Source organism: Escherichia sp. WS3227_2 (genome assembly GCF_046486495.1).
GTDB classification, from domain to species: Bacteria; Pseudomonadota; Gammaproteobacteria; order Enterobacterales; family Enterobacteriaceae; genus Escherichia; species Escherichia coli.
Genome location: NZ_JBJQLG010000008.1, coordinates 20,263 through 42,656 on the forward strand (window position 1 = coordinate 20,263; position 22,394 = coordinate 42,656).

Consider the following 22,394-nt stretch of genomic DNA (forward strand, 5'->3'; position numbering starts at 1 on the left):
GTTTTCTGATAAAGACGCTATTTTGTCACAGCCACGGCGAGAATGAACCCGTCTGGTGTAATATCGCTGGCGATCCCTTGCTATATGGTTAAAAAAGGAACCAGAAAGGATGCTTTTTACACTGAAAAAAGTGATTGGCAATATGTTGCTGCCACTTCCGCTGATGTTGTTGATTATTGGCGCTGGCCTGGCGCTGCTGTGGTTTAGCCGTTTTCAAAAAACCGGGAAGATTTTTATTAGCATTGGGTGGCTGGCGCTCTTGTTATTGAGTTTGCAACCGGTAGCCGACCGCCTGCTGCGTCCCATCGAAAGCACCTATCCGACATGGAATAATTCGCAAAAAGTGGACTATATCGTGGTGCTCGGAGGTGGTTATACCTGGAACCCGCAGTGGGCACCAAGCTCGAATTTAATCAATAACAGTCTGCCCCGCCTGAATGAAGGTATTCGCTTATGGCGCGAAAATCCGGGATCAAAACTGATCTTCACGGGAGGCGTAGCAAAAACCAATACGGTGAGTACAGCCGAAGTAGGTGCCCGAGTTGCGCAATCGCTGGGCGTGCCGCGCGAGCAAATTATCACTCTGGATTTGCCAAAAGATACCGAAGAAGAAGCTGCGGCAGTGAAACAGGCAATTGGTGACGCCCCTTTCCTGCTGGTGACCTCCGCATCACATCTGCCGCGGGCGATGATCTTTTTTCAGCAGGAAGGGCTAAATCCGCTGCCAGCCCCGGCGAATCAGTTGGCCATCGACTCGCCGCTTAATCCGTGGGAACGGGCAATCCCTTCTCCGGTTTGGTTGATGCATAGCGATCGTGTTGGCTATGAAACGCTTGGCCGCATCTGGCAGTGGCTAAAAGGTTAGTCAGGCGAGCCACGGCAAGAGTGATTTTGATGCCAGATCGAAGTTGCGCCGACTAAATCGTCCGGTATTAACCAGTTGCGCAACTTCATCCCATAACACATACAACCAACGCCGCCAGATGAATGACTCCGCCACTGGCGCGCGTTGCAGGTAACTCCAGAGCAAATCTTCCGCCAGAGAATTATCCATTAGTCGGAACAGTTCGTATTCTCGCGGTGCCCAAAGCATTAGTCCCGGCCCGACCATCGCCAGTAACTGATCGCTGCGCGAATCTTTCAGCATGCTGCGTAAACAGAAGTTACCGTGAATCAGCACACAATTGTCGTTAAAGCCTTCAAATAATGCCGGGAGACATTCGCGAGTACGAAACAGGATCCGCTTATCCTGCATCGTTAGACCGGTGTTATTGAACTGATTGAGCGTGGTCCATAGCACTTCAACATGTTGCCGGTACCATGAGGGCCAGAAATTTTCCTGAGTATTGTCGACCGCGCCGACGCAACCGCGACTGTCCTGACGGTGCCAGGCCAGTAAGGCTTCAACGATTTGATCTTTGAGTTGTTCCCAGCGTTCTGGTGTTCGGGCTGGTGCCTCCACCGAAACACCACGCATCCGCTCCAGTAGCAGGACATCGGGGCCGGGGTGTTCTTCATGCGTCATCACACCATAAATAGTCGGCATACGGACAGTCCCACTTCTTGCCAGCATGGTGGTTTTCCATGCCAGTTGTCGGGCTTTTCCGGGCGTACTAAAGCTTCTTGCCATTAACGGCATTGGGTTTCCCTGGCTGTCATACAAAGCCCACAACGCCGTATCCGCTTTTTCATTGACGCACTCAATACGACTGAGTTTTTCGCCCAGTAAATGGCTTAATTCGGCACGCAGCTGTTCCATTCAGATTACCCTCATAAAAGCTACTGCTTTCATAATGAGCGCCAATATAAAAGATGTCACCTGAATGAGATCAATTGTTGAAAAGAAAAATTGAGGAAAATCGTAACGGTACGACACTCCTCCCAAAATTGGCTGGAGTGTCGTGAAGTGAAATTAGCGCATTTCAGCGCGAACGCGCTCGAGATCTTCAGGGGTATCCACACCTGTGCCAGGAACTTCCTGGGCGACAGCAACATGGATTTTTTCGCCGTACCACAGAACACGAAGCTGCTCTAACATTTCGATGTGTTCTAACGGACTTGGCTGCCAGTTGACGTAACGACGGATAAAGCCTGCACGGTAGCCATAAATACCAAGATGACGCAGGAAGTTATCGCCAACGGTTTCAAGGCCTTTTGCAAAACGATCACGATCCCAAGGAATGGTGGCGCGAGAGAAGTACAGTGCATACCCTTCAGCGTCGAGGACCACTTTCACCGCATTCGGGTTAAACGCTTCCTCTGCATTGTGGATTGGCACCGCCAGAGTCGCCATACCCACCTGACGCTGGGCGAGATTATCAGCAACCTGACGAATGATTGTCGCAGGGATCATCGGTTCATCCCCCTGCACATTAACGATCACCGTGTCGTCGCTGAATGCACATTTTTCGACAACTTCCGCCAGACGTTCTGTACCTGACTGATGATCGGCGCGCGTCATACATACTTCGCCGCCAGCGGCTTCAACAGCGCGGGCAACATCCTCATGATCGGTTGCCACGATGATGCGCTCGGCACCTGATTCGCGCGCGCGTTCAAGAACATGAACAATCATGGGTTTGCCGTTAATATCAACCAATGGTTTACCGGGCAGACGCGTGGACGCGTAGCGCGCGGGAATAATGACCACAAAACTCATGATTTACTCTCATCAGCAGTCAGCACGCGGGCTTCCGTTTCCAGCAACACTGGAATGCCATCGCGCAGCGGGAAAGCCAGGTTGTCCAGTTTGCAAATAAGTTCTTGTTTTTCCTGGTTATACCAAAGTTTTCCGTTGCAAACCGGGCAGGCAATGATTTCAAGCAGACGATGATCCATAGTTCCTCCAGATGGATCGGGTTATGAATGCATAAATCTTATCATAATCATTTATGCGACGGGGTCTATTTCCCAGCCGGTGCGGCAATCAGTAAAGAGGCCTTGCGGGCAGCGTCCTAATGTCACCCGCGTTGCCTGCTGCCAGTTAGCGAAATCAGTAATCGCCTGACGTAACCCTTTTTGCAGCGTTGTCGTTGGTTTAATGCCTTCCTGTAACCACAGAGAGATAACTTCAAGGATGCCTGTCTGGCGATGCATTTTGGCATCCATTCGCCCAACTAATTGCCCACGATGTAATAACGGCAGAACAAAATAGCCATACTGGCGTTTCGGCGCTGGGGTATAGCACTCCAGCCGGTAGCTAAAATCAAAAAGCTGCTCTGCGCGTTTACGATCCCAGACAACAGGATCAAAAGGCGAAAGTACCGCGCTGTGCGTTGCAGTGAGCTTTCCGGCCAGCGCACGCTCGAGTAGCGGCAGCAAATCAGCATGCAGCCAAAGATTGCCCAATTTTTCAACATGCACAGCAATGATTTGCCGCTGTTCAGCCCTCGCTTCGCGCCACGCTGCCAGTGCCGGACGTTTCAGCCGATAGTAATCTGCCAGCCACTGTTCGCGGAATATTCCCAGGCTACGCGCACTGTTATCCAGCATGATGATTTCTGCTTCTGTTTGCGAAACGAGATCGCGCTCATCATCCCAGTCAGGCATGACACGGTAGGTTAAATCATAAACGCGCTGGAAGTTGCGCCGTTCAATCACCATCACTTTCCCGGCTGTAAATAAACCTTCCAGATGCCGTTTATGCGGCTTCCACTCCCACCAGCCGCTTGCACCTTTACGAGGATGCTCAAAATCGGCTGAACGTACCGGCCCCTTATCATGAATATGCTGAATTAACTGTGCAATTTCCGCCTCATGTTCCTGCATCCAGGCGTCTTTGTATTTCCAGCCCATTTTTTCAGGTGCCAGCATGCGGTGGCGAATAAGACGAAAGTCGCTACGCGGCATAAAGCAGGCTTCATGCGCCCAGTATTCCATTAATTCGCCACGCGCCAGAGACTCATCCAGCCATTGCGCAGGATAATTTCCCAGACGACTGAAAAGCACCAGATATGGACTACGGGCAACAATATTAATGGTATCGATTTGCAGCAAGGACATGCGGGAGATCGTTGCCGGAATATCCTCCAACGACGCTCGACGGCGGGGTTTGTTTAACAGGCCTTGCGCGGCGAGGTGAAGATTACGCGCATCAGCAAGAGAGAGGTGCGGCAGCGACATTCATGACTCCATCAATCGAACGCTGCCGCGGCGTAACTAGTTGCCAGAAGCCAGCGAGGTTAGTTGCGCAAGCAGTTTCGCTGGTTCATCACCTGAAAGCTGTGCGTCTACAGGCAAATACCACCAATTTTCTTCTGCAAAGGCCCGGCATTTCACCGCATCTTTTTCAGTCATTACCAGCGTTTGCCCGGCGCTTACCAACGCGCTGACATCCGCATGATTCAAAGACTGATGATCGGCCAGCGGTACACATTTTTCCGGTTGTACGCCACACATCTTCAGCGTGGCAAAAAAGCGCGGCGGATGTCCAATCCCCGCCATCGCCACTACATGTTCAAGCTGAGCAACTTCACAACGCGTACCGGTACGTAAATTCACCGCCTGACCCGGCAGCAGATGCATGGGGATTTCACCGCTGCGGGGGACACCGCCGTTGACGATTACCGCATCAACCGACTTTAAGCGCCCCGCTCGCTCACGCATTGGCCCCGCCGGCAACCACCAACCATTGCCAAAGCGACGCACACCATCAATAACGACAATTTCCACATCACGCGCCAGACGGTAATGCTGTAAACCGTCGTCGGTTACGATGATCTGCACATCAGGGTGTTGCGCCAGAATGGCTTTTACCGCATCAGAACGCACGGGAGAAACCGCAACGGGCGCGCCAGTGCGTTGATAAATCAACACAGGTTCATCACCCGCCTGTGCTGTGGTGGTATCTGCCGACAATAACAGCGGATAAGATTCAGCCTTACCACCATATCCCCGCGATACGACCCCCACGCGAATACCGCGCTGTTGCAACTGTTCCACCAGCCAGACAACGACCGGGGTTTTTCCGTTGCCGCCTGCGGTGAGATTACCAACCACGACAACCGGTACGGGGGCACGCCAGGCGCGCTTCAGTTTTAGTTTATAGCAAAGACGGATCGCGCCACTCACCAGGCCATACAACCAGGAGAGTGGCAGCAATAGCCGCCACAAAGGGGATTCACCAGACCAGATTTTTTCGATCATTGGCCAAACTGCATTTTGTGAAGTTGCGCGTAAACGCCACGGTGCTCAAGCAAATCGTTATGCGTACCGCGTTCCACAATGACACCATCCTCGACGACCACGATTTCGTCTGCCTTTTCAATGGTAGACAAGCGGTGGGCAATCACCAGAGAGGTACGGTTTTTCTGCAACTCATCCAGTGCCGCCTGAATCGCACGTTCAGATTCGGTATCCAGCGCCGAGGTAGCTTCGTCCAGAATCAGAATCGGGCTATCACGCAACAAGGCTCGAGCGATGGCAATACGCTGACGCTGACCGCCAGAGAGCAGCACGCCGTTTTCACCAATCACTGTATCGAGACCGTTATCCATCTTATTGATGAAGTCCATGGCGTAGGCCATACGCGCCGCTTCTTCAATTTGCTCACGGCTGTACTGTTCAGTCCGTGCGTAAGCAATGTTGTTGGCAACCGTATCGTTAAACAGATGGACATTCTGCGACACCAGAGCAACCTGGTTACGTAACGACGCCAGGGTATACTCGCGCAGATCGTGACCATCCATCAGGATTTCGCCTTCATCAATATCGTAAAAACGTGTGATTAGGCTGGCGATGGTTGATTTACCTGAACCAGAGCGTCCAACCAGAGCAACCGTCTTCCCTGCCGGAATTTTCAGGTTGATGTTACGCAATGCGGGCACGTCACGTCCCGGATAAGTAAAGGTGACATTGCGGAATTCCACGTCGCCAGTCGCACGCTCGATCACGCGCTTACCTTCGTCTTTCTCCTGCTCACTGTCCAGAATGGTAAACAGCGTCTGACAAGCCGCCATACCGCGCTGGAACTGGGCGTTAACGTTGGTCAGCGATTTCAGTGGACGCATCAGTGCAATCATTGAAGAGAAAACAACGGTAATCGTACCGGCAGTCAGGTTATCCATAACACTTGGGAAGCTCGCCGCATACAGAACAAACGCCAGCGCCAAAGAGGCGATCAGCTGAATGATCGGATCAGAGATGGAAGAGGCTGAAACCATTTTCATCCCCTGAAGACGCATTCGGTTACTGACTTTATCGAAGCGTTTCGTTTCCACTTCCTGACCACCGAAAATCAATACTTCTTTGTGGCCCTTCAGCATTTGTTCTGCGCTGGTGGTCACCTGCCCCATGGTGTTCTGCATGTTTTTACTGATGTTGCGAAAACGCTTCGATACAACGCGAATCGCAATCGAAACAATCGGTGCCAGCACAATCAAAATGATCGACAGTTGCCAACTGTAATAAAACATCATGATGAACAGGCCGATGATCGACGCACCTTCACGCACAACAGTAATCAGTGCGCCGGAAGAAGAAGAAGCAACCTGTTCGGAATCGTAGGTGATACGTGACAACAGCGTACCCGTTGACTGTTTGTCAAAAAATGAAACAGGCATTCCCATCATGTGACCAAACAGGCGGCGACGCATAGTCATTACCACCTTTCCTGATACCCAGGAGATACAGTAGCTGGAGACATAGCTGGTGATACCACGTAAAATCATCAGCCCGATCACCACCAGCGGCATCCACACCAGCACGGAGCGATCTGTTTTACCAAAGCCATCATCAAGAAGTGGCTTAAGGAGCGATAACATGAAGGTATCGCTGGCTGCGTTGAGGATTAACGCTACGCCCGCCACGATCAGACCCGCTTTAAAAGGCGCAATGGTTGGCCACAGTCGGCGGAATGTCTGCCACGTAGAGAGATCTTTGTCGTTATGCATTCAAAAAACCAGCATTTGTTGAAATAGCCGCATATTCTACCCGTTATCCACTGGCACGCCAAACCACTGATGATACCAACGAGGTAAAATTTGCTCCCTGAGGCTGCTAATCCGCCAGCCTTGTGCTGAAAAATTGACCGTTATTTGCCCCTGATGAGGAGTATCAAGCCACTTATAACCCTGTTGTTGATAGCGATGTTTAACTTTGCTTGAGGGCAATCGCCATGCGTTATAGCGCGATGCCGATGCGAGTGCCACTTTTCCATTCACTCGCTGAATTAATGGCAACGATGATGAGGTATTACTGCCATGGTGAGGTACCTGAAGTAATGTTGCTTGCACTTGCTGCCAGTAACGGCTTAGCATCTTTTGTTCAGCGGGGGCTTCAATATCACCGGTTAGAAGAATGCTATTCGTCCCGTCATCAATCTTAACCACACAGGAATGGTTATTTCCTTTATCGTTGCTACCTTGTAAAGGCCAGTGCGCGCTGAAACGCAATCCTTGCCATTGCCACGCTTCGCCACGCACACAGGGCTGATGATGTTCCCAGTTTAACGGACTTCTGATCCATAACATCGGCCATATATGCAATATTGAATCCAGCCCTCCCCGGTGATCCAGATGTTCATGGCTCAGAATAACGCCTTCCGGTTCAAGATTATGCCAGTGGAGCCAGGGGATAATCAGTTGTTGCCCACTATCTCCTTCAGGCCAGGCCAGTCCCGTGTCATAGAGAATCGCTTTGCCGTTTCTGGCTATCACCATTGCCAGCCCTTGCCCGACATCAAGCATGTACACCTGCCACTCGTCAGGTCGAGGTTTTTGCCACAGCGGCCAGCACATCAGCAAGCCTCCAGCCACACACATTGCTGGCAACGTTCGCCAGGCGTTTAATCGCCATACCACCAGTAAGAACCATGGGGAAAATGTTAACCATTGCCAACGTTCAGCAATGTTGATCCACCCTTCAGGCAAACTCTTTAACCCCCAGAAAAGTAGAGCCAAAGACCGGTCGGCAAGAAACCATAACCCTTGCTCCAGGATTAACGGCCCGCTTAAATGCACAACCATCGCAGCGAGGATCAACGGAACCGTTATAAATGTCACCAAGGGAATTGCAAATAGATTTGCAATAAACGAGGTCAGACTAATGCCATGAAATATGACGATTTGCACGGGCATAAGCAGAAGTGTGATTCCCAGTTGCAGATGGATGAGGGAAACAACTGCACGCAATACCGGCGGCAGTTGCCACTCAGGACAGGGAAACCACTGATACCAAAAAATCAGTGCCGCGACCGCAGCGGCAGAGAGCCATAAACTTTGCGAGAGAATGGCAACAGGATCCATCAGCAAAATTGCCGCCAGACAACATATCCATACATCCCAGCCACTCCATTGTCGCCCACTTAACTTAAGCATTCCCCACATGGCAAGCGCCACCACGGTACGCAATGCAGGAGGTTGCATCCCAGTCAGCCAGGCATAAAAAGCAGCACAGCAGATTCCGCCAATTAATGGCATTTGCCAGTGGATCCAGCGCCCAGGCAGAAAAACTTGCCCACCGCGAATGAGTCCGGCAGCCAGCAACGCCGCAAAAGCGATATGCAATCCCGATATCGCCATTAAATGCGCCGTTCCAGTATCGCGCATGATATTTTTGATTTCTTTGGGAACGGATAACCGTTCCCCCATACCTAAACCAAGAATAACTGCATTCCACGGATAGGGTTGCAGCGTTGTTTGTAATGACGCCAGATACTGTGCACGCAGGCTACAATTCGGTTCAATGACACTTGCCTGCAGAAAGCGACCGGTCAGCGGCTGATGCTGGGCAATGGCATAACGCTGGCTATCAAAGCTGCCATCATTAAGTTGGCCATGAACTGCACGAACTTTGAGTTTCATTGACCATAGTTGTCCGGCACAAACCGCTTGCGGGAGATATTCGCCATACAGCACAAGGCCTGGCGCAGGGAATATACGTCGACTTTGTAGATGAGTGATTTGACCGTAATGAGTGGTCATGCCGTCAGTAGCAGTGATCTCAACTATTGCATCCTGCGTCGCGCCAGTTAAGGTTTCTCCTGCCCACAAAATTTGCTTTGCCGCTGATATGCCCCAAAGAAAAAACAGCAACGTCAGCGCGATATAACGGACGGCTTTAAAAGGGATAAATACCAGTACGCAGGCGAAGACAGTCAGAAACGCAAGGGTTAATGTCCCAGGCAATTGGGGCAAAACCAGCAACGGAAAAATTCCGCAAATTATGCATACGCCGACTGTCGTTATTTTCATGCACCCCTCCCCTGTTTATGGAAAGTGTGCAACTTTGTTGAGCGGTTGTCTGGTGGGAGTTTTGCGTTCCCCGAGGCACGTTCAGAAGAATTTAACGAGAGGGTGAAAACTGTTCAAAACTCTGCGAGGCTGCTTCCAGTTCCAGATTAGAGAAATGAAAAAAGCACCCGACAGGTGCTTTTCTCGCGTTCAAGTTTGAGTAAAAACTTAACCGTAAATATTGGCGCGATCGCGCAGTTCTTTACCTGGTTTAAAGTGAGGAACGTATTTTCCTTCCAGTTCTACTTTATCGCCAGTCTTCGGATTACGTCCGGTACGTGGTGCGCGGTAGTGCAAAGAGAAACTGCCGAAACCGCGGATTTCAATACGCTCGCCCTGCGCAAGAGTCGAGGCCATATGCTCCAGCATCTCTTTTACTGCATCTTCAACCGTCTTGGCGGGAATGTGCGATTGCTGGGTGGCAAGTCTTTCTATCAATTCTGACTTGGTCATGATTCCTCCGGTTCCTTAAAGGCAAATTTAGCGGCTGCTGTTGCTGCATTGATTAAGGGCGGCCGTAGCCGCCCTTAGTGCTTGATTACAGGACGAAACCTGCAATCTGTCAAGTAAACTCAACAAACTTCGGAATAAAAATCCCGAAGAGTCAGAGAATTACTCGCCTTTAGCTGCTTTGAAAGCTTCAGCCATTGCGTTGTTGGAGAAGTTTGCATCTTCCTGTTTGTTAACAGTTGCGATTGCATCTTTCTCGTCAGCTTCGTCTTTCGCACGAACAGACAGGCTGATTGCGCGGTTTTTACGATCAACGCCGGTGAATTTAGCTTCAACTTCGTCGCCAACGCTCAGAACCAGGGTAGCGTCTTCAACGCGGTCACGGGATGCTTCAGAAGCACGCAGGTAACCTTCAACGCCGTCAGCCAGTTCTACGGTTGCGCCTTTAGCGTCAACTGCAGTTACTTTACCGGTTACGATAGCGCCTTTCTTGTTCAGAGCAACCCAGTTGTTGAACGGATCTTCTGCGAGCTGTTTAACGCCCAGGGAGATACGTTCACGTTCTGCGTCAACCTGCAGAACAACTGCAGCGATTTCGTCGCCTTTTTTGTATTCACGAACTGCTTCTTCGCCTGCAACGTTCCAGGAGATGTCAGACAGGTGAACCAGGCCGTCGATGCCGCCGTCCAGGCCGATGAAGATACCGAAGTCAGTGATAGACTTGATTTTACCTTCAACACGGTCACCCTTGTTGTGGGTTTCCGCGAACTGCTGCCACGGGTTAGCTTTGCACTGTTTCAGACCCAGGGAGATACGACGACGTTCTTCGTCGATATCCAGAACCATAACTTCCACTACATCGCCAACGTTAACAACTTTGGACGGGTGGATGTTTTTGTTGGTCCAATCCATTTCGGAAACGTGTACCAGGCCTTCAACGCCTTCTTCGATTTCAACGAAGCAGCCGTAGTCGGTCAGGTTGGTCACGCGACCAGTCAGTTTGGTACCTTCCGGATAACGTTTAGCGATAGCTACCCACGGATCTTCGCCCAGCTGTTTCAGGCCCAGGGATACACGGGTACGTTCGCGGTCGAACTTCAGCACTTTAACAGTGATTTCGTCGCCCACGTTGACGATTTCGCTCGGATGCTTAACGCGTTTCCAGGCCATGTCAGTGATGTGCAGCAGGCCGTCAACGCCGCCCAGATCAACGAATGCACCGTAGTCAGTGAGGTTCTTAACGATACCTTTAACTTCCATGCCTTCCTGCAGGTTTTCCAGCAGCTGATCGCGCTCTGCGCTGTTTTCGGATTCGATAACGGCACGACGAGAAACAACAACGTTGTTGCGCTTCTGATCCAGCTTGATTACTTTGAATTCAAGCTCTTTGCCTTCCAGGTGCAGAGTGTCACGCACCGGACGAACGTCTACCAGAGAACCTGGCAGGAACGCACGAATACCGTTCAGCTCAACAGTGAAGCCGCCCTTAACTTTGCCGTTGATAACACCGGTAACAGTTTCAGCATCTTCGTAAGCTTTTTCCAGCGTGATCCAGGCTTCGTGACGTTTAGCTTTCTCACGGGACAGCAGAGTTTCACCGAAGCCGTCTTCTACTGCGTCCAGAGCAACGTCAACTTCGTCACCTACCTGGATTTCCAGCTCGCCCTGGGCGTTTTTGAACTGCTCAGCCGGGATGGCGGACTCAGATTTCAGACCAGCGTCAACCAGTACTACGTCTTTGTCGATAGCAACAACAACGCCACGAACGATAGAACCCGGGCGGGTTTCGATTTCTTTTAAGGACTCTTCAAAGAGTTGAGCAAAAGATTCAGTCATGTTTAATCTTCAGGTTTATATTTAACGTCCACCTGGCTCCATGCCGGATGGGGTTGTTTAACATACCCGCTGTCATTCCATTGCAACGGGGGTACTGCAAATTCGGTCGCTTATGCGAGAGCCAATTTCTGGCGCGCGTATTGTAGCGCTTTTTCAATCACTTGCTCAATGCTTAAGGTGGTGGAATCCAACACTAAAGCATCGGCTGCCGGAACCAGTGGCGCTACCGCTCGGTTACGATCGCGGTCGTCGCGTTCTTTGATCTCGGCCAAAAGGCGCTCAAAGTTAACACTAAAGCCCTTCTCCTGCAACTGTAGCATGCGGCGATGCGCACGTTCTTCCGAGGAGGCGTCAAGGAAAATTTTCACTGGCGCATCAGGGAATACCACCGTTCCCATGTCGCGGCCATCGGCAATCAGGCCTGGTAATTCGCGAAACGCGCGTTGGCGACGCAATAATGCTTCACGAACGCGTGGGAATGCCGCGACTTGTGAAGCAGCATTCGCCACTTCCTGAGTACGAATTTCGCCGCTGACATCTTCCCCTTCGAGGATCACTTCCAGATTGCCATTGGTCGACACAAAACGTACATCCAGATGGGATGCCAGCGGCACCAGCGCATCTTCCGAAGCAACATCAACATGGTGATGTAATGCCGCCAGTGCCAGTACGCGATAAATTGCACCCGAATCCAGCAGATGCCATTGCAACGCTTCCGCCATAGCCTTACACAAGGTGCCTTTCCCTGCACCGCTTGGGCCATCAATGGTAATAACCGGGGCAATTGCCGTCATCTTTATCTCCTTAAAACAGGCGTACCGTTAACATAACCGCGCGCATTATACGCGCCGACGCCACAAATCGTTAACGTTGTGTGCAAAAACCAGTTTTGTCTGTATTCAGATGGGGATTTATTGCGCAATTATAGCGGGCTGGCAGAAGACCAGCCCGAAAGATGACAATGATTTACTTACCAGAGGCGATACGATCACGTATGTGTTGCGCACGCTCTGTTGATGGTGGGTGAGAGTCAAACATGGACTGGGTACGACCGCCATCCAGGCTGGCCAATTTTTCAAAGCTGCCAACCAGCCCCTGGGTGCTGATGCCACGTTTCTTCAACAGATCAAAGGAGAAATCATCTGCTTCGGACTCTTTATCGCGGGAGTATTTAGCATTGATCGCGCCTTCTGCGATATCACCTAATTGTGAGCGAGAAAGCTGGGAAGCCACACCGCTGGTAGCGGAAATCGCATCACGTGCGGCAACGATCGCATAAGAAGCTTTCATTTCAGCCAGCGAGTGACCCAACGCGACGTGGCCCAGTTCATGACCCAGAACGCCTTCAATTTCGTTGTCGTTCATCATGTCCATCAGGCCACTGTAGACACGAACACAGCCGTTCGCCATCGCCCATGCGTTGACGTCGCTGGTCATATAAACCTTATAGTTGACCGGCGTGCCATTAATATTGTTACCCAATGCTTTGGCGATTTTTGCCAGACGTTTACCGTACTTGCTGGATTTACTTGCGACTTGATTGCCGCTGTCCATTTCGGCACAGCCCTGATTGGCAATCGCTTTTGCATCAGCATCGCTTAACGTTGCTGCTTTATAGGCATTTAAACCTGAGCTGATAGCCATATTGGTATCAATACCGTGGGTATTTTGACACTCTGTCAGTAATGCTGCAGAGGCCGCAATCGCCAGCAGTAATTTAGTATTCTTCATGTGAATCATCCGTTGATTAATCATATATAAATATTATGTATCAATAGCTTACATTGACAAACGACGCTACCATTAATCAAAATGACTCACAAGGTCCGAAAAAAAACGCCGGCAATGTACCGACGTTTTGATAAAGAAAGATTTGGCTATTTATTGCACGTTGTTCATTCAGGCTGCCTGGCTAATCCGCGCCAGCTGCTCAAAATAATCCGGAAATGTTTTGGCCGTGCATTTGGGATCAAGAATCGTCACTGGTGTATCTGACAACGCCACCAGCGAGAAACACATCGCCATCCGGTGATCATTGTATGTCGCGATCTCGGCAAAGTTCAGTTTTTCCGGTGGAGTGATACGAATGTAATCGTGCCCCTCTTCTACTTCCGCACCAACTTTACGCAGTTCTGTTGCCATCGCAAACAGGCGATCGGTCTCTTTAACACGCCAGTTATAGATATTGCGCAGCGTGGTGGTGCCTTTTGCAAATAACGCCGCCGTGGCAATGGTCATCGCCGCATCGGGAATATGGTTCATATCCATATCAATAGCGTTCAGTTCACCACGCGTGCAGGAAATATAATCGTCGCCCCAGCAAATGGTCGCGCCCATTTTTTCCAGCACATCAGCAAAGCGAATATCACCCTGCATACTGTTACGTCCAATACCGGTCACTTTTACAGTGCCGCCTTTGATTGCTGCTGCTGCCAGAAAGTAAGAAGCGGAAGATGCATCGCCTTCGACCAAATAAGTACCCGGAGACTGATAAGACTGCCCGCCTTTAACGACAAATTGTTGATAGTGCTGATTTTCAATTTCAACACCAAACGTCTTCATCAGATTGAGTGTGATGTCGATGTAAGGTTTAGAAACCAGATCGCCTTTAATACGAATCACCGTATCTTCCGGCGCAAGAGGCGCAGTCATTAACAGTGCGGTGAGGAACTGGCTGGAAACGGAGCCATCAACTTCAACGTTGCCGCCAGTAAAGCCGCCCTGTAAACGCAATGGTGGATAATTTTCTTGTTCCAGGTAAGTGATCTTCGCCCCGCCCAGGCGCAGCGCATCCACCAGATGACCAATGGGGCGTTCTTTCATACGCGGTTCACCGGTCAGCACAATATCATTGCTACCCAGACAAAGAGCTGCCGCCAGCGGACGCATTGCCGTTCCGGCGTTACCGAGGAACAACTCCAGGGCACCTTCTGCGTGTAATGGACCGCCGTTACCGATGATTTCGCAACGCGTACGATCAGCTGAAAGCGTATAGCTTACCCCTAACGCTGCTAATGCATTCAGCATATGGCGCACGTCATCGCTATCCAGCAGATTGGTTAATACTGTTTTGCCGTGTGCTAATGCCGCCAGCAATAAAGCGCGGTTAGAAACGCTCTTGGAACCGGGCAGATTAATAGTGCCATCGACACGAGCGATGGGTTGTAACGTCAGGGATTCCATGAACTCAACTCTCTACAACAGAAATAAAAACCCCACAGGCTGGCTGTGGGGATTAAGCAAAATTTCGGCATTAGCCGTGACGGCGTTCGAACTCAACCATGAAGTCTGTCAGCGCTTTAACGCCTTCCAGCGGCATGGCGTTATAAATAGACGCGCGCATTCCGCCGACCACACGGTGACCTTTCAGCGCATGAAGGCCAGCAGCAAAAGACTCTTCAAGGAACAATTTGTCAAGCGCACTGTCCGCCAACTGGAACGGCACGTTCATCCGCGAACGGTTAGCTTTCGCCACGTCATTGCGGTAGAAATCGCTGTTATCAATCACCCCATACAGCAGTTCTGCTTTTTGCTGATTGATTTTATCCATTGCAGCTACACCGCCGTTCGCTTTCAGCCATTTAAAGACCAGACCAGACAGATACCAGGCAAATGTCGGCGGCGTGTTAAACATGGAGTCGTTATCGTTGAGAATGGAATAATCCAGAATCGACGGACACGCGATATTCGCTTTGCCCAGCAAATCTTCACGAACGATGACGATTGTCAGGCCAGCCGGGCCGATATTTTTCTGCGCGCCAGCGTAAATTACACCATAACGGCTGACGTCAATCGGACGGGAAAGAATGGTTGAAGAGAAGTCGGCGGCGACCACCACATCTTTGCCGAAGTCTGGCGTTTCGTCGATAGCGATACCGTCGATGGTTTCATTCGGGCAGTAATGCATATAAGCAGCATTATCAGAGAGTTGCCATTCGCGCATTGGCTTAACCGCGCGCAGACCATCAACAGTCACTTTGGCGTCGAAGACATTAGGCGTGCAGTATTTTTTCGCTTCTTTAATGGCACTTGCCGCCCAGTAACCGGCATCAACATAATCTGCGGTGGTTTTATCACCGAGAATATTCAGCGGAACAGCAGCAAACTGACCGCGACCGCCGCCATGGCAGAACAATACTTTGTAGTTGGAGGGGATGTTAAGAAGATCGCGAAAATCCTTCTCGGCTTCCTCTGCAACCTGAATGAACTCTTTGCCACGGTGACTCACTTCCATCACCGACGTACCAAGACCGTTCCAGTCGCGCAGTTCCTGTTGAGCCTGTTTAAGCACCTCTGCCGGTAACATTGCCGGACCAGAACTAAAATTGAAGATTTGAGCCATTTCCCCTCACCACGTTGCGTTGCTATTAACCCGCGGTCAATCGATTGCGACCACAGGTAATACATTATTCCTGTGGCTATCGGTTTTATCATTCAGTGACACACATCGCAATGAGTAAAACCGTTGAGGGCAAAAATGTGGCTTGCATCACACAAAAGAATCTCTCGGATTATTAGCAAAAAGCCGATGTTTTTACTGTCACGTCACCCGTTTTGCCCGACTTGCCTTCGTCCATTCTGGATTTGCACAGCGCGGACATAATTGTTTTTCCCCCGCGTTCATATGAATGATTTCACTGCAACGAATGCAGGCATAGTCCGCCGACTCAGGTACCACTTTGTAACGCTGAGTACAGTCACTGGGTAAAATAAGTAAGCCCGGTTTCACCTTGTCATCTTCAAAGAAATAGACACTGATTTGCCCGTTGGTTTCGAGAATCGCCAGACGTACTTGCCCCAACTGCTCTACACCGCGCAATCGTAGCTCCATAAAGAACTCAAATTCCGTCATGTTGGAGTTATTGAGTTTTGACCAGGCCAGCTCGCCATCTTCAATAATGACAACTGGCTTGCCTTCCAGAAGATCTTCCAGTTTTTCACTGTGCGCCATCAACCACATTACCAGGCGGTATAACAACGCCAGAGTAATAAAGACGATAAGTACCGGGACCATCGGCACATCATCATAAAACGCCACATCTCCCGCCGCTGATCCCAGCGTCAGAATGATTAACACTTCAAAAAGCGACATCTGCCGCACACCGCGTCTTCCGGTCATTTTGAGGAACAAAAAAACCAGTACAAAGGTATAAAGACTACGTAGTGCCACTTCGCCAAGGAAATCAAAAGGCACTTTATCAAATGCCATACGGTGGAGATCAAACGCCTTCATTTTTATGCTCTTATCGTGGTTTATCCACTAAAAGCATAGTCAACAGTTCATCGGCATGGCGGCGGTGATAGCGCCTTTGAGATAAAACCCGTATTATTGCGCGCTTTCCGTACGACTAAAGTGATTTTCATGACGCAAACATTTATCCCCGGCAAAGATGCCGCTCTGGAAGATTCCATCGCTCGCTTCCAGCAAAAACTTTCAGACCTCGGTTTTCAGATTGAAGAGGCCTCTTGGCTGAATCCCGTGCCTAACGTCTGGTCTGTACATATTCGCGACAAAGAGTGCGCACTGTGTTTTACCAACGGTAAAGGCGCAACCAAAAAAGCGGCGCTGGCTTCTGCACTCGGCGAATATTTCGAGCGTCTGTCTACCAACTACTTTTTTGCTGACTTCTGGCTGGGCGAAACCATCGCCAACGGTCCATTCGTGCATTATCCCAACGAAAAATGGTTCCCACTGACCGAAAACGACGATGTACCAGAAGGGCTGCTCGATGACCGTCTGCGCGCATTTTACGATCCGGAGAATGAACTGACCGGCAGCATGCTGATTGACCTACAATCCGGTAACGAAGATCGTGGTATTTGCGGTCTGCCGTTTACGCGCCAGTCCGACAATCAGATCGTTTATATTCCGATGAATATCATTGGTAACCTGTACGTTTCTAACGGTATGTCCGCTGGCAATACCCGAAACGAAGCACGCGTTCAGGGGTTGTCCGAAGTTTTCGAACGCTACGTGAAAAACCGCATTATTGCTGAAAGCATCAGCTTGCCGGAAATCCCAGCAGACGTGCTGGCGCGTTACCCAGCGGTGGTTGAAGCCATCGAAACGCTGGAAGCAGAAGGTTTCCCAATCTTTGCTTATGATGGTTCGCTTGGCGGCCAGTATCCGGTGATTTGCGTGGTACTGTTCAATCCTGCTAATGGTACCTGCTTTGCCTCTTTCGGTGCGCATCCTGATTTTGGCGTAGCACTGGAACGTACCGTGACCGAGCTGCTGCAAGGTCGTGGCCTGAAAGATTTGGATGTGTTTACTCCGCCAACCTTCGATGATGAAGAAGTTGCTGAACATACCAACCTCGAAACGCACTTTATCGATTCCAGCGGTTTAATCTCCTGGGACCTGTTCAAGCAGGATGCCGATTATCCGTTTGTGGACTGGAATTTCTCCGGCACTACGGAAGAAGAGTTTGCTACGCTGATGGCTATCTTCAACAAAGAAGATAAAGAAGTTTATATTGCCGATTACGAGCATCTGGGCGTTTATGCTTGCCGTATTATCGTGCCTGGCATGTCCGATATTTATCCGGCTGAAGATCTGTGGCTGGCGAATAACAGTATGGGCAGCCATTTACGTGAAACGATTCTTTCGTTACCAGGCAGCGAGTGGGAAAAAGAAGATTACCTGAACCTTATCGAGCAACTGGATGAAGAAGGTTTTGATGACTTTACTCGCGTGCGTGAGCTGTTGGGTCTGGCGACCGGGTCGGATAACGGTTGGTACACCCTGCGTATCGGAGAATTAAAAGCCATGCTGGCGCTGGCTGGTGGCGATCTGGAACAGGCTCTGGTCTGGACCGAATGGACGATGGAGTTTAACTCATCGGTATTCAGCCCGGAACGCGCCAACTATTATCGCTGCCTGCAAACGTTGTTATTACTGGCGCAGGAAGAAGATCGCCAGCCGCTGCAATATCTGAATGCGTTTGTTCGCATGTACGGCGCAGATGCCGTGGAAGCCGCCAGTGCGGCAATGAGCGGCGAAGCGGCGTTTTATGGCTTGCAACCAGTAGATAGCGATCTGCACGCGTTTGCTGCACATCAGTCGTTGTTGAAGGCCTACGAAAAGCTGCAGCGCGCCAAAGCAGCATTCTGGGCAAAATAAAATCAAATAGCCTACGCAATGTAGGCTTAATGATTCGTCTGAGTTATATTACGGGGCGTTTTTTTAATGCCCCGCTTTACATATATTTGCATTAATAAAATAATTGTAATTATAAAGTTAAATATCGGTAATTCGTATTTAATAAATACGATCGATATTGTTACTTTATTCGCCTGGTGCTCCCTTTTAATTAACTGTTTTAGCGGAGGATGCGGAAAAAATTCAACTCATTTGTTAATTTTTAAAATTTATTTTTATTTGGATAATCAAATATTTACTCCGTATTTGCATAAAAACCATGCGAGTTACGGGCCTATAAGCCAGGCGAGATATGATCTATATCAATTTCTCATCTATAATGCTTTGTTAGTATCTCGTCGCCGACTTAATAAAGAGAGAGTTAGTGTGAAAGCTGACAACCCTTTTGATCTTTTACTTCCTGCAGCAATGGCCAAAGTGGCCGAAGAGGCAGGTGTCTATAAAGCAACGAAACATCCGCTTAAGACTTTCTATCTGGCGATTACCGCCGGTGTTTTCATCTCAATCGCATTCGTCTTCTATATCACAGCAACCACTGGCACAGGAACAATGCCCTTCGGCATGGCAAAACTGGTTGGCGGCATTTGCTTCTCTCTGGGGCTGATTCTTTGTGTTGTCTGCGGAGCCGATCTCTTTACTTCCACAGTGTTGATTGTTGTTGCTAAGGCGAGTGGGCGCATCACCTGGGGTCAGTTGGCGAAAAACTGGCTAAATGTCTATTTTGGCAACCTGGTCGGCGCACTGCTGTTTGTACTTTTAATGTGGCTTTCCGGCGAGTATATGACCGCGAATGGTCAATGGGGACTAAACGTCCTACAAACCGCCGACCACAAAGTGCACCATACTTTTATTGAGGCCGTCTGTCTTGGTATCCTGGCAAACCTGATGGTATGTCTGGCAGTATGGATGAGTTATTCTGGCCGCAGCCTGATGGATAAAGCGTTCATTATGGTGCTGCCGGTCGCGATGTTTGTTGCCAGCGGTTTTGAGCACAGTATCGCAAACATGTTTATGATCCCGATGGGTATTGTAATCCGCGACTTCGCATCTCCGGAATTCTGGACCGCTGTCGGTTCTGCACCGGAAAATTTTTCTCACCTGACCGTGATGAACTTCATCACTGATAACCTGATTCCGGTTACGATCGGTAATATTATCGGCGGTGGTTTGTTGGTTGGGTTGACATACTGGGTCATTTATCTGCGTGAAAACGATCACCATTAATGGTTGTCGAAGTACGCAGTAAATAAAAAATCCACTTAAGAAGGTAGGTGTTACATGTCCGAGCTTAATGAAAAGTTAGCCACAGCCTGGGAAGGTTTTACCAAAGGTGACTGGCAGAATGAAGTAAACGTCCGTGACTTCATTCAGAAAAACTACACTCCGTACGAGGGTGACGAGTCCTTCCTGGCTGGCGCTACTGAAGCGACCACCACCCTGTGGGACAAAGTAATGGAAGGCGTTAAACTGGAAAACCGCACTCACGCGCCAGTTGACTTTGACACCGCTGTTGCTTCCACCATCACCTCTCACGACGCTGGCTACATCAACAAAGCGTTGGAAAAAGTTGTTGGTCTGCAGACTGAAGCTCCGCTGAAACGTGCTCTTATCCCGTTCGGTGGTATCAAAATGATCGAAGGTTCCTGCAAAGCGTACAACCGCGAACTGGACCCGATGATCAAAAAAATCTTCACTGAATACCGTAAAACTCACAACCAGGGCGTGTTCGACGTTTACACTCCGGACATCCTGCGTTGCCGTAAATCCGGTGTTCTGACCGGTCTGCCAGATGCTTATGGCCGTGGTCGTATCATCGGTGACTACCGTCGCGTTGCGCTGTACGGTATCGACTACCTGATGAAAGACAAACTTGCACAGTTCACCTCTCTGCAGGCTGATCTGGAAAACGGCGTAAACCTGGAACAGACTATCCGTCTGCGCGAAGAAATCGCTGAACAGCACCGCGCTCTGGGTCAGATGAAAGAAATGGCTGCGAAATACGGCTACGACATCTCTGGTCCGGCTACCAACGCTCAGGAAGCTATCCAGTGGACTTACTTCGGCTACCTGGCTGCTGTTAAGTCTCAGAACGGTGCTGCAATGTCCTTCGGTCGTACCTCCACCTTCCTGGATGTGTACATCGAACGTGACCTGAAAGCTGGCAAGATCACCGAACAAGAAGCGCAGGAAATGGTTGACCACCTGGTCATGAAACTGCGTATGGTTCGCTTCCTGCGTACTCCGGAATACGATGAACTGTTCTCTGGCGACCCGATCTGGGCAACCGAATCTATCGGTGGTATGGGCCTCGACGGTCGTACCCTGGTTACCAAAAACAGCTTCCGTTTCCTGAACACCCTGTACACCATGGGTCCGTCTCCGGAACCGAACATGACCATTCTGTGGTCTGAAAAACTGCCGCTGAACTTCAAGAAATTCGCTGCTAAAGTGTCCATCGACACCTCTTCTCTGCAGTATGAGAACGATGACCTGATGCGTCCGGACTTCAACAACGATGACTACGCTATCGCTTGCTGCGTAAGCCCGATGATCGTTGGTAAACAAATGCAGTTCTTCGGTGCGCGTGCAAACCTGGCGAAAACCATGCTGTACGCAATCAACGGCGGCGTTGACGAAAAACTGAAAATGCAGGTTGGTCCGAAGTCTGAGCCGATCAAAGGCGATCTCCTGAACTACGATGAAGTGATGGAGCGCATGGATCACTTCATGGACTGGCTGGCTAAACAGTACATCACTGCACTGAACATCATCCACTACATGCACGACAAGTACAGCTACGAAGCCTCTCTGATGGCGCTGCACGACCGTGACGTTATCCGCACCATGGCGTGTGGTATCGCTGGTCTGTCCGTTGCTGCTGACTCCCTGTCTGCAATCAAATATGCGAAAGTTAAACCGATTCGTGACGAAGACGGTCTGGCTATCGACTTCGAAATCGAAGGCGAATACCCGCAGTTTGGTAACAACGATCCGCGTGTAGATGACCTGGCTGTTGACCTGGTAGAACGTTTCATGAAGAAAATTCAGAAACTGCACACCTACCGTGACGCTATCCCGACTCAGTCTGTTCTGACCATCACTTCTAACGTTGTGTATGGTAAGAAAACTGGTAACACCCCAGACGGTCGTCGTGCTGGCGCGCCGTTCGGACCGGGTGCTAACCCGATGCACGGTCGTGACCAGAAAGGTGCAGTAGCCTCTCTGACTTCCGTTGCTAAACTGCCGTTTGCTTACGCTAAAGATGGTATCTCCTACACCTTCTCTATCGTTCCGAACGCACTGGGTAAAGACGACGAAGTTCGTAAGACCAACCTGGCTGGTCTGATGGATGGTTACTTCCACCACGAAGCGTCCATCGAAGGTGGTCAGCACCTGAACGTTAACGTGATGAACCGTGAAATGCTGCTCGACGCGATGGAAAACCCGGAAAAATATCCGCAGCTGACCATCCGTGTATCTGGCTACGCAGTACGTTTCAACTCGCTGACTAAAGAACAGCAGCAGGACGTTATTACTCGTACCTTCACTCAATCTATGTAATTAGATTTGACTGAAATCGTACAGTAAAAAGCGTACAATAAAGGCTCCACGAAAGTGGGGCCTTTTTTAGCACGAGAGCCTTTTTTGTCAGCTATCTATACTTTAAGGTGACTGCCAAAACAGACTCGACGTAGCCTTCGAGCTGCGCACCAACA

18 protein-coding genes are annotated in these 22,394 nt (G+C 50.0%); 4 read left to right on the top strand and 14 right to left on the bottom strand.

Annotated features, from left to right (window positions below):
* Positions 1-109 precede the first annotated feature (109 nt).
* Entirely contained in the window at positions 110-865 is a 756-nt protein-coding gene (gene elyC, locus ACJHXB_RS12650; protein WP_000899598.1) for an envelope biogenesis factor ElyC, read from the top strand.
* On the opposite strand, the gene ACJHXB_RS12655 is transcribed toward elyC, so the two are convergent.
* The 14 genes from ACJHXB_RS12655 to ACJHXB_RS12720 all read right to left on the bottom strand — a co-directional run bounded on the left by ACJHXB_RS12655 (position 866) and on the right by ACJHXB_RS12720 (position 16,749).
* Positions 866-1,759: a YcbJ family phosphotransferase gene (locus ACJHXB_RS12655; RefSeq protein ID WP_000436922.1), complete on the bottom strand. Its 894-nt coding sequence runs from the start codon at positions 1,757-1,759 to the stop codon at positions 866-868.
* 153 nt (positions 1,760-1,912) lie between these two features.
* A complete protein-coding gene (gene kdsB, locus ACJHXB_RS12660) occupies positions 1,913-2,659 on the bottom strand; it encodes a 3-deoxy-manno-octulosonate cytidylyltransferase (protein WP_000011612.1) in 747 nt (248 codons plus the stop codon).
* The gene (ycaR, locus tag ACJHXB_RS12665; RefSeq protein WP_000350058.1) at positions 2,656-2,838 is read right to left on the bottom strand and encodes a protein YcaR; all 183 of its coding nucleotides are present in this window, start codon (positions 2,836-2,838) and stop codon (positions 2,656-2,658) included. The genes kdsB and ycaR overlap by 4 nt, the downstream gene beginning before the upstream one ends.
* Positions 2,839-2,889: 51 nt before the next feature.
* Entirely contained in the window at positions 2,890-4,122 is a 1,233-nt protein-coding gene (gene ycaQ / locus ACJHXB_RS12670) for a crosslink repair DNA glycosylase YcaQ (RefSeq protein ID WP_000056542.1), read from the bottom strand.
* A gap of 36 nt (positions 4,123-4,158) precedes the next feature.
* Positions 4,159-5,145 (bottom strand): tetraacyldisaccharide 4'-kinase, encoded by a 987-nt coding sequence (lpxK, locus tag ACJHXB_RS12675; RefSeq protein WP_000570552.1) that lies wholly within the window; start codon positions 5,143-5,145, stop codon positions 4,159-4,161.
* Positions 5,142-6,890, bottom strand: a complete 1,749-nt coding sequence (gene msbA / locus ACJHXB_RS12680; protein ID WP_000551266.1) for a lipid A ABC transporter ATP-binding protein/permease MsbA — start codon at positions 6,888-6,890, stop codon at positions 5,142-5,144. Before msbA ends, lpxK begins: the two co-directional genes overlap by 4 nt.
* 36 nt (positions 6,891-6,926) lie before the next feature.
* The gene (locus tag ACJHXB_RS12685; RefSeq protein WP_000705748.1) at positions 6,927-9,191 is read right to left on the bottom strand and encodes a ComEC family protein; all 2,265 of its coding nucleotides are present in this window, start codon (positions 9,189-9,191) and stop codon (positions 6,927-6,929) included.
* Positions 9,192-9,398: 207 nt separating this feature from the next.
* The gene (ihfB, locus tag ACJHXB_RS12690; protein ID WP_000167336.1) at positions 9,399-9,683 is read right to left on the bottom strand and encodes an integration host factor subunit beta; all 285 of its coding nucleotides are present in this window, start codon (positions 9,681-9,683) and stop codon (positions 9,399-9,401) included.
* A gap of 159 nt (positions 9,684-9,842) precedes the next feature.
* On the bottom strand, positions 9,843-11,516 hold the full coding sequence (gene rpsA / locus ACJHXB_RS12695; protein WP_000140327.1) for a 30S ribosomal protein S1: 1,674 nt from the start codon (positions 11,514-11,516) through the stop codon (positions 9,843-9,845).
* Between the two features lie 110 nt (positions 11,517-11,626).
* Complete coding sequence (gene cmk / locus ACJHXB_RS12700) at positions 11,627-12,310, bottom strand: (d)CMP kinase (protein ID WP_000125016.1); 684 nt, start codon at positions 12,308-12,310, stop codon at positions 11,627-11,629.
* A gap of 172 nt (positions 12,311-12,482) precedes the next feature.
* Positions 12,483-13,247 (bottom strand): metallopeptidase YcaL, encoded by a 765-nt coding sequence (ycaL, locus tag ACJHXB_RS12705; protein ID WP_410233500.1) that lies wholly within the window; start codon positions 13,245-13,247, stop codon positions 12,483-12,485.
* A 168-nt stretch (positions 13,248-13,415) separates the two neighbouring features.
* A complete protein-coding gene (gene aroA, locus ACJHXB_RS12710; RefSeq protein WP_000445213.1) occupies positions 13,416-14,699 on the bottom strand; it encodes a 3-phosphoshikimate 1-carboxyvinyltransferase in 1,284 nt (427 codons plus the stop codon).
* Between the two features lie 70 nt (positions 14,700-14,769).
* Positions 14,770-15,858: a 3-phosphoserine/phosphohydroxythreonine transaminase gene (gene serC / locus ACJHXB_RS12715; RefSeq protein ID WP_000057132.1), complete on the bottom strand. Its 1,089-nt coding sequence runs from the start codon at positions 15,856-15,858 to the stop codon at positions 14,770-14,772.
* A 198-nt stretch (positions 15,859-16,056) separates the two neighbouring features.
* On the bottom strand, positions 16,057-16,749 hold the full coding sequence (locus tag ACJHXB_RS12720) for a DUF421 domain-containing protein (RefSeq protein WP_000642852.1): 693 nt from the start codon (positions 16,747-16,749) through the stop codon (positions 16,057-16,059).
* Between the two features lie 129 nt (positions 16,750-16,878).
* On the opposite strand from ACJHXB_RS12720, the gene ycaO reads away from it, so the two are divergent.
* The 3 genes from ycaO (at position 16,879) to pflB (ending at position 22,239) form a co-directional block, all read left to right on the top strand.
* Entirely contained in the window at positions 16,879-18,639 is a 1,761-nt protein-coding gene (gene ycaO, locus ACJHXB_RS12725) for a 30S ribosomal protein S12 methylthiotransferase accessory factor YcaO (RefSeq protein WP_001469537.1), read from the top strand.
* 405 nt (positions 18,640-19,044) lie between these two features.
* Positions 19,045-19,902, top strand: a complete 858-nt coding sequence (focA, locus tag ACJHXB_RS12730; protein WP_000642546.1) for a formate transporter FocA — start codon at positions 19,045-19,047, stop codon at positions 19,900-19,902.
* 54 nt (positions 19,903-19,956) lie between these two features.
* Positions 19,957-22,239 carry a formate C-acetyltransferase gene (pflB, locus tag ACJHXB_RS12735; protein WP_001292809.1) on the top strand — a complete coding sequence of 761 codons (2,283 nt, stop codon included), beginning with the start codon at positions 19,957-19,959 and terminating at the stop codon, positions 22,237-22,239.
* The last annotated feature ends 155 nt before the right edge of the window (positions 22,240-22,394 follow it).

Bases quoted from the DNA above. Each gene is read 5' to 3' on its own strand.
- elyC (WP_000899598.1), top strand. From the start codon at position 110: ATGCTTTTTACACTGAAAAAAGTGATTGGCAATATGTTGCTGCCACTT.
- rpsA (WP_000140327.1), bottom strand. From the start codon at position 11,516: ATGACTGAATCTTTTGCTCAACTCTTTGAAGAGTCCTTAAAAGAAATC.
- ACJHXB_RS12655 (WP_000436922.1), bottom strand. From the start codon at position 1,759: ATGGAACAGCTGCGTGCCGAATTAAGCCATTTACTGGGCGAAAAACTC.
- pflB (WP_001292809.1), top strand. From the start codon at position 19,957: ATGTCCGAGCTTAATGAAAAGTTAGCCACAGCCTGGGAAGGTTTTACC.
- ycaL (WP_410233500.1), bottom strand. From the start codon at position 13,247: ATGAAGAATACTAAATTACTGCTGGCGATTGCGGCCTCTGCAGCATTA.
- ACJHXB_RS12720 (WP_000642852.1), bottom strand. From the start codon at position 16,749: ATGAAGGCGTTTGATCTCCACCGTATGGCATTTGATAAAGTGCCTTTT.
- ihfB (WP_000167336.1), bottom strand. From the start codon at position 9,683: ATGACCAAGTCAGAATTGATAGAAAGACTTGCCACCCAGCAATCGCAC.
- ACJHXB_RS12685 (WP_000705748.1), bottom strand. From the start codon at position 9,191: ATGAAAATAACGACAGTCGGCGTATGCATAATTTGCGGAATTTTTCCG.
- kdsB (WP_000011612.1), bottom strand. From the start codon at position 2,659: ATGAGTTTTGTGGTCATTATTCCCGCGCGCTACGCGTCCACGCGTCTG.
- msbA (WP_000551266.1), bottom strand. From the start codon at position 6,890: ATGCATAACGACAAAGATCTCTCTACGTGGCAGACATTCCGCCGACTG.
- ycaR (WP_000350058.1), bottom strand. From the start codon at position 2,838: ATGGATCATCGTCTGCTTGAAATCATTGCCTGCCCGGTTTGCAACGGA.
- ycaQ (WP_000056542.1), bottom strand. From the start codon at position 4,122: ATGTCGCTGCCGCACCTCTCTCTTGCTGATGCGCGTAATCTTCACCTC.
- ycaO (WP_001469537.1), top strand. From the start codon at position 16,879: ATGACGCAAACATTTATCCCCGGCAAAGATGCCGCTCTGGAAGATTCC.
- serC (WP_000057132.1), bottom strand. From the start codon at position 15,858: ATGGCTCAAATCTTCAATTTTAGTTCTGGTCCGGCAATGTTACCGGCA.
- cmk (WP_000125016.1), bottom strand. From the start codon at position 12,310: ATGACGGCAATTGCCCCGGTTATTACCATTGATGGCCCAAGCGGTGCA.
- aroA (WP_000445213.1), bottom strand. From the start codon at position 14,699: ATGGAATCCCTGACGTTACAACCCATCGCTCGTGTCGATGGCACTATT.
- lpxK (WP_000570552.1), bottom strand. From the start codon at position 5,145: ATGATCGAAAAAATCTGGTCTGGTGAATCCCCTTTGTGGCGGCTATTG.